Origin of the sequence: Burkholderia sp. AU32262, from assembly GCF_020419985.1 — a bacterium.
Classification (GTDB): Bacteria; Pseudomonadota; Gammaproteobacteria; order Burkholderiales; family Burkholderiaceae; genus Burkholderia; species Burkholderia semiarida.
On sequence record NZ_JAIZRS010000003.1, the window covers coordinates 16222 to 31961 of the forward strand.

The 15740-nt window shown below is 66.0% G+C and carries 12 protein-coding genes and 1 pseudogene; 1 reads left to right on the forward strand and 12 read right to left on the reverse strand.

Translation table 11 applies throughout. The features are described 5' to 3' along the window. Positions 1-2 precede the first annotated feature (2 nt). The 7 genes from pstA to LGN10_RS03570 all read right to left on the reverse strand — a co-directional run bounded on the left by pstA (position 3) and on the right by LGN10_RS03570 (position 8537). On the reverse strand, positions 3-896 hold the full coding sequence (pstA, locus tag LGN10_RS03540) for a phosphate ABC transporter permease PstA (RefSeq protein ID WP_059573866.1): 894 nt from the start codon (positions 894-896) through the stop codon (positions 3-5). After that, entirely contained in the window at positions 893-1879 is a 987-nt protein-coding gene (pstC, locus tag LGN10_RS03545) for a phosphate ABC transporter permease PstC (RefSeq protein ID WP_059573867.1), read from the reverse strand. Before pstC ends, pstA begins: the two co-directional genes overlap by 4 nt. A 94-nt stretch (positions 1880-1973) precedes the next feature. Then, complete coding sequence (pstS, locus tag LGN10_RS03550; RefSeq protein WP_059573868.1) at positions 1974-3008, reverse strand: phosphate ABC transporter substrate-binding protein PstS; 1035 nt, start codon at positions 3006-3008, stop codon at positions 1974-1976. 441 nt (positions 3009-3449) lie between these two features. Further along, positions 3450-4805, reverse strand: a complete 1356-nt coding sequence (gene glmM, locus LGN10_RS03555) for a phosphoglucosamine mutase (RefSeq protein WP_059573869.1) — start codon at positions 4803-4805, stop codon at positions 3450-3452. A gap of 32 nt (positions 4806-4837) precedes the next feature. Continuing rightward, positions 4838-5779, reverse strand: a complete 942-nt coding sequence (gene folP / locus LGN10_RS03560) for a dihydropteroate synthase (RefSeq protein WP_226221800.1) — start codon at positions 5777-5779, stop codon at positions 4838-4840. A gap of 28 nt (positions 5780-5807) precedes the next feature. After that, the gene (ftsH, locus tag LGN10_RS03565) at positions 5808-7709 is read right to left on the reverse strand and encodes an ATP-dependent zinc metalloprotease FtsH (RefSeq protein WP_059573871.1); all 1902 of its coding nucleotides are present in this window, start codon (positions 7707-7709) and stop codon (positions 5808-5810) included. Between the two features lie 165 nt (positions 7710-7874). Continuing rightward, positions 7875-8537, reverse strand: coding sequence for an RlmE family RNA methyltransferase (locus LGN10_RS03570; RefSeq protein ID WP_059573872.1), 663 nt, complete (start codon positions 8535-8537; stop codon positions 7875-7877). Between the two features lie 193 nt (positions 8538-8730). Between LGN10_RS03570 and LGN10_RS03575 the strand changes: the two genes are divergently transcribed. After that, positions 8731-9255 (forward strand): YhbY family RNA-binding protein, encoded by a 525-nt coding sequence (locus tag LGN10_RS03575; protein ID WP_012328238.1) that lies wholly within the window; start codon positions 8731-8733, stop codon positions 9253-9255. Between the two features lie 68 nt (positions 9256-9323). Here LGN10_RS03575 and LGN10_RS03580 read toward each other — a convergent pair whose 3' ends face one another. The 5 genes and pseudogenes from LGN10_RS03580 to carA all read right to left on the reverse strand — a co-directional run bounded on the left by LGN10_RS03580 (position 9324) and on the right by carA (position 15548). Next, positions 9324-9782 (reverse strand): DUF4149 domain-containing protein, encoded by a 459-nt coding sequence (locus LGN10_RS03580; protein ID WP_059573873.1) that lies wholly within the window; start codon positions 9780-9782, stop codon positions 9324-9326. A gap of 14 nt (positions 9783-9796) precedes the next feature. After that, the gene (greA, locus tag LGN10_RS03585) at positions 9797-10273 is read right to left on the reverse strand and encodes a transcription elongation factor GreA (protein ID WP_006476345.1); all 477 of its coding nucleotides are present in this window, start codon (positions 10271-10273) and stop codon (positions 9797-9799) included. 118 nt (positions 10274-10391) lie between these two features. Continuing rightward, positions 10392-13646, reverse strand: a complete 3255-nt coding sequence (gene carB, locus LGN10_RS03590) for a carbamoyl-phosphate synthase large subunit (protein ID WP_059573874.1) — start codon at positions 13644-13646, stop codon at positions 10392-10394. Positions 13647-13695: 49 nt separating this feature from the next. Then, positions 13696-14365, reverse strand: a pseudogene (gene leuE / locus LGN10_RS03595) (leucine efflux protein LeuE). Positions 14366-14402: 37 nt separating this feature from the next. Further along, positions 14403-15548: a glutamine-hydrolyzing carbamoyl-phosphate synthase small subunit gene (gene carA, locus LGN10_RS03600; protein ID WP_059573876.1), complete on the reverse strand. Its 1146-nt coding sequence runs from the start codon at positions 15546-15548 to the stop codon at positions 14403-14405. Between the last annotated feature and the right edge of the window lie 192 nt (positions 15549-15740).

The window sequence follows — 15740 nt, forward strand, 5'->3', positions numbered from 1 at the left end:
CGTTACTTTTTCGAGAAGATCGAGCGCGCCAGGACGTTCAGTCCGAGCACCCCGAGCGTAATCAGGAACACGCCCGCCCACGCGAGCGACTGCCACTCCGCGAACGGGCTCATCGCGAACTTGTAGATCGTGACGGGCAGGTTCGCCATCGGCTGGCTCATGTCGACCGAGAAGAACTGGTTCGACAGCGCGGTGAACAGCAGCGGCGCCGTTTCGCCGGCAATCCGCGCGACCGCGAGCAGCACGCCCGTCACGATCCCGCCGACCGACGCGCGCAGCGTGATCTTCAGCACCATGCGCCACTTCGGCGTGCCGAGCGCGACGGCCGCTTCGCGCAGCGCGTTCGGCACCAGCTTCAGCATGTTCTCGGTCGTGCGGATCACGATCGGAATCTGCAGCAGCGCGAGCGCGATCACGCCGGCCCAGCCCGAGAAGCGCCCCGACTTCGCGACGACGATCGCGTACACGAACAGGCCGATGACGATCGACGGCGCCGACAGCAGGATGTCGTTGATGAAGCGGATCGTGCTCGCCAGCAGGTTCTTCTGCCCGTATTCGGCGAGATAGACGCCCGCGAGGATGCCGATCGGCGTGCCGACCAGCGTGCCGAAGCCGCACAGCAGCAGGCTGCCGACGATCGCGTTCGCGAGACCGCCGCCTTCCGTGTTCGGCGCCGGCGTCGATTCGGTGAACAGTTGCAGCGACAGGCCGCCGACGCCGAGGTGCACCGTGGTGTAGAGAATCCACACGAGCCACAGCAGGCCGAATGCCATCGCGGCGAGCGATGCGGTGAGCGCGATCGCGTTGATGGCCTTGCGCTTGCGCTGCAGGCGGTTGCGCATCGCGTCGAGCACGGCGCCGTCCGGCCCCGGGAAATTCATGATGGGCTCGCTCATTTCTTGCCCTCTCCCTTCTCGAGACGAAGCAGCAGCAGTTTGGAGATGGACAGCACGATGAACGTGATCACGAACAGGATCAGCCCGAGTTCCATCAGCGCGGACGTATGCAGCCCCGGCTGCGCTTCCGCGAATTCGTTCGCGAGCGCCGACGTGATGCTGTTGCCCGGCGCGAACAGCGACACGCTGTCGAGCAGGTTCGTGTTGCCGATCACGAAGGTCACGGCCATCGTTTCGCCGAGCGCGCGGCCGAGGCCGAGCATCACGCCGCCGATCACGCCGGTCTTCGTATAGGGCAGCACGACCTTCCACATCACTTCCCACGTCGTGCAGCCGATTCCGTATGCCGATTCCTTCAGCAGCACCGGCGTGACCTCGAACACGTCGCGCATCACCGACGCGATGTACGGGATGATCATGATCGCGAGAATCACGCCGGCCGCGAGGATGCCGATGCCGATCGGCGCGCCGGACGTCAGCGGGCCGAGCACCCACACGTCCTTGAGCAGGCGGCCGATCGGCTTCTGGAAGTATTCGGCGAAGATCGGCGCGAACACGAGCAGGCCCCACATGCCGTACACGATCGACGGGATCGCGGCGAGCAGCTCGATCGCAATGCCGAGCGGACGGCGCAGCCACACGGGCGCCAGCTCGGTGAGGAATAGCGCGATGCCGAAGCTGACGGGCACCGCGATGACGAGTGCGATCAGCGACGTCACGAGCGTGCCGTAGATCGGCACGAGTGCGCCGTAAATGTCCGAGTTGGGATCCCACTCGGATTGCCACAGGAAGCCGAGGCCGAACTTCTGGATGGTCGGCATCGACGCAATGATCAGGGAAACGATGATCCCGCCGAGCAGCAGCAGGGTCACGATCGCGGCGAGCCGCGCAAGGCCGCCGAACAGGACATCCCCGAGACGGCTCGGCGCGCGCTGCTGCGCGGTGTCGGGCGATCGTGAGGACGTGTATGAAATATCAGACATGGGTGCCTGCTTTGGATCGCCGGGCGCCGTGACGCCCGGCCTTACCGCACACACTGCCCGACCGGCGCGGCCGGGCAGCGAACCGCTGGATCGCTTACTCGACGGCGACCGGCTTGCCCGACGCGTCCGTCACCTTCGTCTTCCATTGCTTGCGGATTTCCGTCTCGACCGTCGCCGGCAGCGAGATGTAGTCGAGGCTGTCGGCAGCCTTCTCGCCGTTCTTGAACGCCCAGCTGAAGAACTTCAGCGTTTCCGCGCCCTGCTCCGGCTTGTCCTGCTTCGCGTGCAGCAGCACGAACGTCGCGCCGACGACCGGCCAGGCTTCCTTGCCCGGCTGGTTCGTCAGGATCTGGTAGAACGACTTCGACCAGTTCGCGCCTGCCGCCGCGGCCTTGAACGTTTCCGTCTTCGGCTCGACCACCGTGCCCGTCGAATTCTTCAGGGCCGTGTAGACCATGTTGTTCTTCTTCGCGTACGCCCATTCGACGTAGCCGATCGCGCCCGGCAGGCGCTGCACGAAGGCCGCGACGCCGTCGTTGCCCTTGCCGCCCGTGCCCGTCGGCCAGTTGACCGTCGTGCCTTCGCCGATCTTCGACTTCCACTCGTCGTTGACCTTCGACAGGTAGTTCGTCCAGATGAAGCTCGTGCCCGAACCGTCGGCGCGGCGGACCACGGCGATGTCCGTATCCGGCAGCTTGACCTTCGGGTTCAGCGCGGCGATCGCCGGGTCGTTCCACTTCTTGATCTTGCCGAGGTAGATGTCGCCGAGCACCGGGCCCGACAGCGTCAGTTCGCCGGCCTTCACGCCCGGCACGTTGACGACCGGCACCACGCCGCCGACCACCGTCGGGAACTGGAACAGGCCTTCCTTCGCGAGCTCTTCATCCTTCAGCGGAGCGTCCGAACCGGCAAAATCGACCGTCTTCGCGACGATCTGCTTCAGGCCGCCCGACGAACCGATGCCCTGGTAGTTGACCTTCGAACCGCCGGACTGCTGGTAGTCGGCAGCCCATTTCGTATAGATCGGCATCGCGAACGTGCTACCTGCGCCCGTGATGTCGGCAGCGTGGGCGGCGACGGCGAAAAGCGCGCCAGCCAGGCCGGCAATCGCGGTTTGCATCAATTTCATGAGACCTCCAGTGTGTGAGCGGATGACTACGGCACCGCGAAGGTTAGGGGCTGCTCATGACGGTAATGTGACAATCGATGAAACTGGCGTGACAGTAACATGACTGGTTGAAAGGGAGTATGGGGTGGCGCGCCGGCGGCGCAGCGGCGGTGATGGCGGCAAGAATTGCCTGCCTCGGAGGGCGGGACGGACGCCGTTTTCACCGGTGTGCAGGCGCGTCGTGGCGTGGCGTCAGCCGGACAGGAAGCCGGGTGCGGCGGCAGGTCGGCTTCCGGGGTCGGATACGTGATTTGAGCGGAAGACTGCGTGAGCGGGAAGGTCACCTCTATCAGTACGGCAACCCTTTGCGTCCGACAAAATCACGGCGCCCGAAGGCGCCGCACGCAAATTCGTCAGAGCCGGCGCGCGCTCGGTCGAACCGCCGCGCGCCGCTGACATGGATCAGCTCGTCGCCGCCCGCACCGCGTCGGCAATCGCCTCCGCATGGCGCGCCGCATCGGCCGCCTGCTGCGCTTCGACCATCACGCGCAGCACGGGCTCCGTGCCCGATGCGCGGATCAGCACGCGTCCGCTACCGGCAAGCGCGGCTTCGGCGGCATCGATCGCGGCGCGAATCGACGCGCTGCCCTTCCAGTCGGCGCCCGGCTTCATCCGCACGTTGATCAGCTTCTGCGGGAACAGCGTGACGCCGTCGAGCATCTGTGCGAGCGTGCGGCCGCTGCGCTTCAGCGCGGCCAGCACGAGCAGCGCCGACACGATGCCGTCGCCGGTCGAATGCCGGTCGAGCGACAGGATGTGGCCCGACCCTTCCGCGCCAAGCTGCCAGCCGTGCTCGCGCAACTGCTCGAGCACGTAGCGGTCGCCGACCGCCGCACGGACGAACTTCACGCCCTCGCGCTGCAGCGCGACTTCGACGGCGAGATTCGTCATCAGCGTGCCGACCGCGCCGTCGACCTTGCCGTCGGTCGCGATCCGATCCTTCACGAGCACGTAGAGCAGTTCGTCGCCGTTGTACAGCCGGCCGGTCGCGTCGACCACTTGCAGGCGGTCGGCATCGCCGTCGAGCGCGATGCCGAGATCGGCGTGGTTCGCCCGCACCGCGCGCACCAGCGCGTCCGGCGCGGTCGCGCCGACGCCGTCGTTGATGTTGAAGCCGTTCGGCGCCACGCCGATCGGAATGACGTCCGCGCCGAGTTCGTGGAACACGTGCGGCGCGATCTGGTACGCGGCGCCGTGCGCGCAATCGATCACGAGCTTCAGCCCGCGCAGATCGAACGCGGCCGGGAACGTGCTCTTGCAGAATTCGATGTAGCGGCCGGCCGCGTCGTCGAGGCGGCGCGCCTTGCCGAGACCGTCGGACGCCGCGCATTCGAGCGGCTTGTCGAGCCACGCTTCGATCGCGGCTTCGGTGTCGTCGGGCAGCTTGTTGCCGTCCGCCGAGAAAAACTTGATGCCGTTGTCGTGATACGGGTTGTGCGACGCGCTGATCACGACACCGGCCGACAGGCGCAGCGCGCGTGTCAGGTACGCGACGCCGGGCGTCGGCATCGGGCCGGCCAGCATCACGTCAACGCCGGCCGCCGAGAATCCGGCCTCGAGCGCGGCTTCGAGCATGTAGCCCGACACGCGCGTGTCCTTGCCGATCAGCACCGTCGGACGCGAGCCCGCCGCGACGTCGGCCGAGCCGGCCAGTACCTTGCCGGCCGCATAGCCGAGACGCAATACGAAATCCGGCGTGATGGGCGCTTCGCCCACCGTGCCGCGAATGCCGTCCGTGCCGAAATATCGACGTCCCATGGGGTCCTTCCTCCTTCGTTTTTCTGACTTGCTTATCGTTGCCGCGCGACTGCGCGCACGGCATTCCAGACTTTGAGCGCATCGACCGTCGCCGCGACGTCGTGCACGCGCACGATCGCGGCACCGCGCTCGACCGCGCACAACGCGGCCGCGACGCTCGCCGCGACGCGCTCCATCGGCGGCTTGCCGCCGATCACCGCACCGAGCATCGACTTGCGCGACATGCCCGCGAGAATCGGATAGGCGCGCCCGTCGGGGCGCGCGGGCGCCGTGTCCGGCAACGCGGCCAGCAACGCATAGTTGTCGTCGACGACCGCCTTGCCGAACCCGAAGCCGGGATCGACGCAGATGCGCTCCGCCGCCACCCCCGCGTCGCACAGCGCCTGTGCGCGCGCGGCGAGGAAATCGCGCACGTCGGTCACGACGTCGCCGTAGTCAGGTTCGCCGGCCTGCATCGTCTGCGGCTCGCCGAGCATGTGCATCGCGCACAGCCCGCTGTTGCCCTCGCGCACCGCGTCGATCGCGCCCGGCTGGCGGAACCCCCAGATGTCGTTGATCAGGTCCGCGCCGGCGGCCAGCGCCGCACGCATCACGGCCGGCTTGTAGGTATCGATCGACAGCGGCACGTTCAGCGGCCGCAGCGCCTCGACGAGCGGAATCACGCGCGCGAGCTCCTCGTCGAGCGGCACGGGTGGCGCGCCGGGGCGCGTCGATTCGCCGCCGATATCGAGCAGATCCGCGCCGTCGGCAATCATCCGCTCGGCCTGGCGCAGCGCATCGTCGCGCGCGAGGAAGCGGCCGCCATCGGAAAACGAATCGGGCGTGGCGTTGAGGATGCCCATCACGAGCGGGCGTTCGAACGTCAGTTCGAACCGGCCGCACCGGAGCGGCGCGGGAATGAACGGGGACACAGCGGAATCGGACACGAGCAACGGACGTGAATGAATGCAAAACGGGCCGGTGTGAAGCCACACCAGCCCGTATACGACGCTAAAGCGGAGATTATGCCGCCGGCGACGCCGGCGCCGGCGCGGTGCCCGGCTTGACCTCGGCGGCGGCGCTGCCGCCGCCCGACGAATCGCCGCCGACAGCCGGCGAGCTCTTCGGCGAGCGCGGCGGACGACCTTCCATGATGTCGTTGATCTGATCGGCGTCGATCGTCTCCCACTCCATCAGTGCGGCCGTCATCGCTTCGACCTTGTCGCGGTTCTCTTCGAGCAGGCGGCGCGCGAGGTTGTACTGTTCGTCGAGCACGCGGCGGATTTCGGAATCGACCTTCTGCTGCGTCGCTTCCGAGATCGTGCGCGTGAAGCCGCGGCCGAACGGCGACGCATCGTTCTCGTCGTCGACGTACACCATCGGCCCGAGCGCGTCGGTCATGCCGAAGCGGGCGACCATCGCGCGCGCCGTCTGCGTGGCCTTGTTGAAGTCGTCCGATGCACCGGTGCTGACGAGGTTCATGAACAGCTCTTCGGCCACCCGGCCACCGAACAGGATCGCGAGGCGGTCGAGCAGGTAATCCTTCGAATACGTCTCGTTGTCATGCTCCGGCAACTGCCACGTGACGCCCAGCGCGCGACCGCGCGGGATGATCGTGACCTTGTGCACCGGGTCGGCCTTCGGCAGCAGCTTCGCGATGACCGCGTGGCCCGACTCGTGATACGCGGTGGCGCGCTTCGCTTCCTCGCGGATCACGGCCGACTTGCGCTCCGGACCCATGAAGATCTTGTCCTTCGCGTCCTCGAAATCCTGCATCTCGACGATGCGCTTGCCGCGACGGGCGGCGAACAGCGCAGCCTCGTTCACGAGGTTCGCGAGATCGGCGCCCGAAAAGCCCGGCGTGCCGCGCGCGATGACCGCCGCGTCGACGTCGTTCGCGATCGGCACCTTGCGCAGGTGCACGCGCATGATCTGCTCGCGGCCGCGGATGTCGGGCAGCCCGACATAGACTTGGCGGTCGAAACGGCCCGGACGCAGCAGCGCCTTGTCGAGCACGTCGGAACGGTTGGTGGCGGCGATCACGATCACGCCCGAGTTCGCCTCGAAGCCGTCCATCTCGACGAGCATCTGGTTCAGCGTCTGTTCGCGCTCGTCGTTGCCGCCGCCCATGCCGGCGCCGCGATGACGGCCGACCGCGTCGATTTCGTCGATGAACACGATGCACGGCGCATGCTTCTTCGCCTGCTCGAACATGTCGCGCACACGAGCCGCGCCGACACCGACGAACATTTCGACGAAGTCCGAGCCCGAGATGCTGAAGAACGGCACCTTCGCTTCACCCGCGATCGCACGGGCGAGCAGCGTCTTGCCGGTACCCGGCGGGCCGACCAGCAGCACGCCGCGCGGAATGCGGCCGCCCAGTTTCTGGAATTTCTGCGGATCGCGCAGGAAGTCGACGAGCTCGGACACTTCTTCCTTCGCTTCGTCGCAGCCCGCGACGTCGGAGAAGTTCACCGCGTTGTTGTTCTCGTCGATCAGCCGCGCACGCGATTTCCCGAACGAGAACGCGCCGCCTTTGCCGCCTCCCTGCATCTGCCTCATCATGTAGAACCAGAACACGATGATCAGGATCGTCGGCCCGAGGTAGTACAGCGCGGACATCAGCGCGTTCGGCTCGTCGTCGGCCTTGCCGCTGACCTGCACGCCGTACTTCATCAGATCGCCGACCATCCAGATGTCGCCGGGCGACACGATCTGGTATTTCTGGCCATCAGCCGGAGTGACGGTGAGGTTGCGCCCCTGAACGATGACGTTCTTGACCTTGCCGTTCTTGGCGTCATCCATGAACTGCGAATAGGACACGCCTTCCTGGACGCGGGGCTTGTCGAACTGCTTGAACACCGTAAACAGCACCAGTGCGATCACCAGCCACACCGCTGCCTTCGAAAACATATTGTTGTTCAAAGCACCACTCCTTCACTCGTAGACGAGCGCCTACATTTTCCTTGCGGCGCCCCTCGGTCATTCTAATCCAGTCCGACCACCCCTGCCATAAGCATTGACAACCGCCGCGATAGCGCTTCGCTTGTCCGGCAAGGGCCGGAGCCCGTTTGCGGCAGCGCCTGCGCGTCAGCGCGGATGCTTCAGCTGCCGACCCAAAATGAACGTTTCGGACGATTTGTCGCGAGATGCCTTGGGCTTGCGCGGCGCGACAACCTTAAACTGCTGTTTGAACTTCTCGACGATCTGGCTGTAGCCGCTGCCGTGAAAACACTTCACGAGCAGTGCACCGTCCGGCTTCAGATGGTTCTGCGCGAATTCGAGCGCCAGATCGCAGAGATGCTCGATACGCGCCGCGTCCGCCGACGCCACGCCTGAGAGGTTGGGGGCCATGTCGGAAATAACAAGGTCCACCGCACGGCCTTCGAGCACCTCCTCGAGCCGGTGGAGGACGTCGTCCTCGCGGAAGTCGCCCTGCAGGAAATGGACGTCGGCGATCGGCTCCATCGGCAGGATGTCGAGCGCAACGATCGTGCCGTCGATGCCGCCCTCGCGCTCCGCGTCGCGCTTCTTGCCCTGCGCGAGCTTGTTGCGCGCATACTGGCTCCAGCTGCCCGGCGTCGCGCCGAGGTCGACGATCACCTGGCCCGGACGGATCAGCTTGTCCTGTTCGTCGATTTCCTTCAGCTTGTACGCGGCGCGCGCGCGATAGCCCTCCCGCTGCGCCATTTTGACGTACGGGTCGTTGATGTGGTCGTGCAGCCAGTGCTGGTTGAAGCGGTTTTTTGCCATTCGAGAGAGAGATTGCTGCCCATTGCTTCGTGAAGCCGCGCTTTTAGCGGATAATACGCGTCTTCTTCGCGCGGCTGCGGCCCCTTTTCAGGCCCAAGCCGCGATTTTACGTGGTTTCGGCGCACGGCTGACGCGGTATCGCCCCGCGATCGCTTTTCAGTCAGCGCGCCCTTATTTAGATTTCGACATTTCCATGCCCGCCCTTTCGCTTTCTCCCGCCGAGCGCTCCGCGCTGCGCTCCCAGGCCCATGCGCTCAAGCCCGTCGTGCTGATCGGCGCCGAAGGGCTGACCGACGCCGTGCTGAAGGAAATCAAGGTGCACCTCGACGCGCACCAGTTGATCAAGATCCGCGTGTTCGGCGACGAGCGCGACGAACGCATCGCGATCTACGACGAGATCTGCGACCGTCTGAACGCGGCCCCGATTCAGCATATCGGCAAGCTGCTGGTGATCTGGAGGCCGGAAGCCGCTGCGGCCCCGGCCCGCGGCCGCCGTGCCGGCGCGCTGCCGAGCGCGGCGGAAGCCGCCGACGACAAGAAAGGCCGCGCGCCGCGCACCGTCAAGGTCGTCAAGGTGTCGCCGAACGCGAGCCCCGTGCGCCGCCCGCGGCCCGTGAAGGTCACGGTGCGCGGCAACGAGCGTGTGACGGCGGGCGGCACCGTGAAGCGCGCGAAAAAGCGGCAGGCCAGCACCAAGCGGCCGTTCCAGGACAAGTAAACCGCTTGCGCGGCACGGATGCCCGTGCCGCCCTGCCCCGTCGTTGCGCAACGCGCAACGACGGGCGCTCAGGCTTCGCGCGCCGGCAGGCGCCAGATCAGCATCAGCCCCAGCACGCTCTCGACGAGATAGAACACGCTCGAGACGCCGTGCAGCATCCCGAAGCGGCTCGCATACGGCGAATTCGCGATATCGGTGCCCGCGTCCATCGCGGCCACCCGCAGCGCGTTCATGAACGGCTGCAGCGCAAAATACCCGACCAGCACGCACACGACCATCGCGGCGACGATCCAGCGCACGCGGCGATACTCGTTGCCGCCCCGCCGCACCTGCTGGTTCGACAACGCGAGCAGCAGCACGCCGCACACGATGCCGACGATCGCCTCGATGCGGAACAGCTGGGCGGCGACCGAACCGGCCGTCATCCGCTCCAGCGTCTTGAACAGGACGGGCGCTACCGCATACCCGATCGTCAGCAGGCTGCCGACCCATACGGCCGACAGCAGACGGAACACGCGATGCGGCATCACGTCGCCCCGCTTCAGATGTAGCTGACCGAGATGATTTCGTACTCGCGCACGCCGCTTGGCGCCTGCACGGCCGCGACGTCGCCTTCGGACTTGCCGATCAGCGCGCGCGCGATCGGCGAGCTGACCGAGATCAGGCCGTGATCGATATCGGCTTCGTCGTCGCCGACGATCTGGTACTTGACCGTGTCGCCCGACTCGAGATCCTCGAGTTCGACCGTCGCGGCGAACACCACGCGGCCATCGGCGTCGAGCACCGTCGGATCGATGATTTGCGCGGCGGACAGCTTGGATTCGAGTTCCGCGATGCGGCCCTCGATAAAGCCCTGCTTTTCCTTCGCTGCGTCGTATTCGGCGTTTTCGGACAGATCGCCCTGTGCGCGGGCCTCCGCGATCGCGTTGATCACGGCCGGCCGCTCGACGGACTTGAGGCGCTGCAATTCATCGCGCAGTTGCTCCGCGCCACGCTTTGTCAACGGAATGGTGCTCATAAACGGCTCAATCGCTAAAAACGGCTATAAAAAAAATCACCGCGATTAAGCGCGCTTCCGATGCACTGGAAACACCGCCTAATCGCGGCACGTGTTGCTTCGACAGGTAACTGAACGCTTAGTTTAGGCGAGCGTGAAGACCTTGTAAATCATAGACTTCCAGATCCTTCAGGTAGCGCAAGCCCTCGACGGCCGCGCGCGCGCCCGACATCGTCGTGTAGTACGTGACCTTGTGCGCCTGCGCGCTCATGCGGATCGAACGCGAATCGGCGATCGCCTGGCGCGTCTCGTCGACCGTCGTGAACACGAGCGCGATCTCGCCGTTCTTGATCATGTCGACGATGTGCGGACGCCCGTCCTTCACCTTGTTCACGACCTTCACCGGCACGCCGGCCGCTTCGATCGCGGCAGCCGTGCCCTTGGTCGCGACGATCGGGTAGCCGAGGTCGTGCAGCATGCGCGCGACTTCGACGGCCTTCGGTTTATCCGCGTCCATCACGGTCAGCAGCACCGTGCCCGACTCCGGCAGGCGCGAACCGGCCGCGAGCTGCGACTTGAACAGCGCTTCGCCGAACGTGCGGCCGACGCCCATCACTTCGCCGGTCGAACGCATTTCAGGCCCGAGGACCGGGTCGACGGTCGGGAACTTCACGAACGGGAACACCGCTTCCTTCACGCTGAAGTACGGCGGCTCGACTTCCTTCGTCACGCCCTGCTGCGCGAGCTTCTGGCCGACCATCGCGCGCGCCGCGATCTTCGCGAGCGGCAGGCTGGTCGCCTTCGACACGTACGGCACCGTGCGCGACGCGCGCGGGTTCACTTCCAGCACGTAGATGATGTCCTGCTTCGAGCCGTCCGCCTGCGGCACCTGCTGGATCGCGAACTGCACGTTCATCAGGCCGACCACGTTCAGCGCCTTCGCCATCGCGCCCGTCTGCCGCTTCAGCTCGGCCACGGTTTCCTTCGACAGCGAGTACGGCGGCAGCGAGCATGCCGAGTCACCCGAGTGGACGCCCGCCTGCTCGATGTGCTCCATCACGCCGCCGATGAACACGGCTTCGCCGTCGCAGATGCAGTCGACGTCGCACTCGATCGCGTCGTTCAGGAAGCGATCGAGCAGCACCGGCGAATCGTTCGACACCTTCACGGCCTCGCGCATGTAGCGCTCGAGGTCGCGCGGCTCGTGGACGATTTCCATCGCGCGGCCGCCGAGCACGTACGACGGACGCACGACCAGCGGATAGCCGATTTCGTCGGCCAGCGCGAGCGCTTCGTCCTCGGCGCGCGCGGTGCGGTTCGGCGGCTGGCGCAGGCCGAGGTCCTGCAGCAGCTTCTGGAAGCGTTCGCGGTCTTCGGCCGCGTCGATCATGTCCGGCGACGTGCCGACGATCGGCACGCCGTGCGCCTCGAGGTCGAGCGCGAGCTTCAGCGGCGTCTGGCCGCCGTACTGGACGATCACGCCGACCGGCTTTTCCTTGTCGACGATCTCGAGCACGTCCTCGAGCGTCAGCGGCTCGAAGTACAGGCGGTCGGACGTGTCGTAGTCGGTCGACACCGTTTCCGGGTTGCAGTTGACCATGATCGTTTCATAGCCGTCCTCGCGCATCGCGAGCGCCGCGTGCACGCAGCAGTAGTCGAACTCGATGCCCTGGCCGATCCGGTTCGGGCCGCCGCCCAGCACCATGATCTTCTTGTTGGTGGTCGGCTGCGCCTCGCACTCTTCCTCGTAGGTCGAGTACATGTAGGCCGTTTTCGTCGCGAACTCGGCCGCGCACGTGTCGACGCGCTTGTAGACCGGGCGCACGTTCAGCTCGACGCGGCGGCGGCGGACGTCTTCCGGCGTCGCGCCGAGCAGCTTCGCAAGGCGGCGGTCGGAGAAGCCGCTCTGCTTCAGGTAGCGCAGCTCGTCGAACGTCAGCGACGCGAGCGTGCGGCCCACGAGCGCCTTTTCCTTCAGGATGATCTGCTCGATCTGCTCGAGGAACCACGGGTCGATCGCGGTTTCCGCGAAGATTTCCTCGGCCGTCATGCCGATGCGGAACGCATCGCCGACGTACCAGATGCGGTCCGGGCCCGGCTCGTGGATCTCGATCGCGATCTCGTCGCGGTTGGTCGACTTCTCGTCGAGACCGTCGACGCCGACCTCGAGGCCGCGCAGCGCCTTCTGGAACGATTCCTGGAACGTGCGGCCGATCGCCATCACTTCGCCGACCGACTTCATCTGCGTGGTCAGGCGCGAATCGGCTTCGCGGAACTTCTCGAACGCGAAACGCGGGATCTTCGTGACGACGTAGTCGATCGTCGGCTCGAACGACGCCGGCGTCTGGCCGCCGGTGATTTCGTTCTTCAGCTCGTCGAGCGTGTAGCCGACCGCCAGCTTCGCGGCGACCTTCGCGATCGGGAAGCCGGTGGCCTTCGACGCGAGCGCCGACGAACGCGACACGCGCGGGTTCATTTCGATGACGACCATGCGGCCGTCCTTCGGGTTGATCGAGAACTGCACGTTCGAGCCGCCCGTGTCGACGCCGATCTCGCGCAGCACCGCGAGCGATGCGTTACGCAGGATCTGGTATTCCTTGTCGGTGAGCGTCTGCGCGGGAGCCACCGTGATCGAGTCGCCGGTGTGCACGCCCATCGGGTCGAGGTTCTCGATCGAGCAGACGATGATGCAGTTGTCGGCGCGGTCGCGCACGACTTCCATCTCGTATTCCTTCCAGCCGAGCAGCGATTCTTCGATCAGCAGCTCGCGCGTGGGCGACAGGTCGAGACCGCGCTTGCAGATCTCCTCGAACTCTTCGCGGTTGTACGCGATGCCGCCGCCCGAGCCGCCGAGCGTGAACGACGGGCGGATCACGACCGGGTAGCCGCTGCCGCCCGTCTCCGCCATGATCTGCGCGTGCACCTGGATCGCTTCTTCCATCGAATGCGCGATGCCCGACTTCGCGGAGCCGAGACCGATCTTGGTCATCGCTTCCTTGAACTTCTGGCGGTCCTCCGCCTTGTCGATCGCTTCCGGCGACGCACCGATCAGCTCGACGCCGAACTTCTCGAGCACGCCGTGGTGGTGCAGGTCGAGCGCGCAGTTCAGCGCGGTCTGGCCGCCCATCGTCGGCAGGATCGCGTCCGGGCGCTCCTTCTCGATGATGCGCGCGACGACTTCCCACGTGATCGGCTCGATGTAGGTCACGTCGGCCGTGTTCGGGTCGGTCATGATCGTCGCCGGGTTGCTGTTGACGAGAACGACCTTGTAGCCCTCCTCACGCAACGCCTTGCAAGCCTGCGCGCCCGAATAGTCGAACTCGCACGCCTGGCCGATGATGATCGGGCCGGCGCCGATGATGAGGATGCTCTTGATGTCTGTGCGTTTTGGCATGGCTTGTGAATTCAATAAGTAATCGTTGTCGTGGGTCGGCCGGCGGCGCTCAGCTCATGGTCGCGAGCGCCAGCTTCACCGAGAAACCGATGAACAGGCCGCCCACGCTGCTCGCCGCGCCTGCCGCGAGCTTGCGGCGGCGGCGGAAATGCTCGGCGAGCCGCGCGCCCGCGAAGATCAGCGTGCTCAGGTACAGGAAGCTCGCGCATTGCGCGATCGCCCCGAGCACGACGAACGACAGCGCGGGATGCGGGAATGCCGGGTCGACGAACTGGATGAAGAACGAGATGAAGAACAGGATCGCCTTCGGATTCAGCAGGCTCACGATCAGCGCTTTCCGGAACGGTTTGTCGAAAGACCGCTCGCCGTCGACAGCCTGCCGGGCCTCGACCGGCGCATCGCCGCGCGCGCAGCTTGCCCCACGCGCTGCGCAGCATCCCGGCGCCGATGTACAGCAGGTACGCGGCGCCGCCGTACTTGACGACGGAGAACAGCAACGGGTTCGCCTTCAGCAGCGACGCGACGCCCGCGGCCGACAACACCATCAGCACGGTATCGCCGACGAACACGCCGCAGGCCGCGCGATAGCCGGCCTTCACGCCGCGCTGCGCGGCGAGCGACAGCACGTACATCGAGTTCGGCCCCGGCAGCAGGATGATGAAGATCACGCCGAACACGTAGGTCCAGATATCCGTGATGCCGAGTGCGTGGCCGAACATGATGCGAATCTCCCGTCCTTCGGTTGCGTCGATGACGTTAAGCGGTGCGCTGCTTCGCCGCGTCCATCAGCGCGGTGAAACGGTCGAACAGGTAGCCGATGTCGTGCGGGCCGGGCGACGCTTCCGGGTGACCCTGGAAGCAGAATGCCGGCTTGTCGGTCAGCTCGAAGCCCTGCAGCGTGCCGTCGAACAGCGACACGTGCGTCACGCGCGCGTTGGCCGGCAGCGAATCGGCGTCGACCGCGAAACCGTGGTTCTGCGACGTGATCACGACGCGGCCGTCGCCGAGATCCTTCACCGGATGGTTCGCGCCGTGGTGGCCCGTCTTCATCTTCAGCGTCTTCGCGCCGACCGCGAGGCCCATGATCTGGTGGCCGAGGCAGATGCCGAAGGTCGGCACGCCGCGCTCGATGAAGGCCTTCGTGGCCGCGATCGCGTAATCGCACGGCTCCGGATCGCCGGGGCCGTTCGACAGGAAGATGCCGTCCGGATTGAGCGCGAGCGCATCTTCCGCACTGGCCTGGGCCGGCAGCACCGTCACGTGGCAGCCGCGCTCGGCGAGCATGCGCAGGATGTTGTACTTGACGCCGAAGTCGTACGCGACGACGCGGTACTTCGGCGCTTCCTGCATGCCGTAGCCGCCTTCGAGGCGCCATTCCGTCTGCTTCCACTCGAACGGCTTGGTGGTCGACACGACCTTCGCGAGATCCATGCCGGCGAGGCCCGGGAACGAGCGCGCCAGCTCGATCGCCTTCGCTTCGTCGTCGGAACCCGTCAGGATACAGCCGTTCTGCGCGCCCTTGTCGCGCAGGATGCGGGTCAGCTTGCGGGTGTCGATGCCGGCGATCGCGACGACGCCTTCGTCGCGCAGGTAGTCGCCGAGCGTGCGGTCCATGCGGAAGTTCGATGCGAGCGTCGGCAGATCGCGGATGATCAGGCCGGCGGCATGGACTTTCGTGGCTTCGACGTCTTCGGCGTTGACGCCGACGTTGCCGATATGCGGATAGGTGAGCGTGACGATCTGGCGCGAGTAGCTCGGATCAGTCAGGATTTCCTGATAGCCGGTGATCGCGGTATTGAACACGACTTCGCCGATCGTATGGCCTTCGGCCCCGATCGAATAACCACGAAAGACCGTGCCGTCGGCGAGTGCAAGCAAGGCGGGAGAAAAAGACGGCAACACGGGAGGCTCCTTGGGGAACACCCTGCTGCCGACCTGTTTACCCTGCCGCGCGAGCGCCGCGCTGCGTGGGCGCGCGCGGTCGCTTGCTGGACGCGGCCTGCGTTGTCGAGACGCGAACCCGGCGCGTGGCGCACGAGGCTTCGCGGCATCGCCCGGCTGGCGGCGTGCGGCGGATGAACGGGATGAATGAGG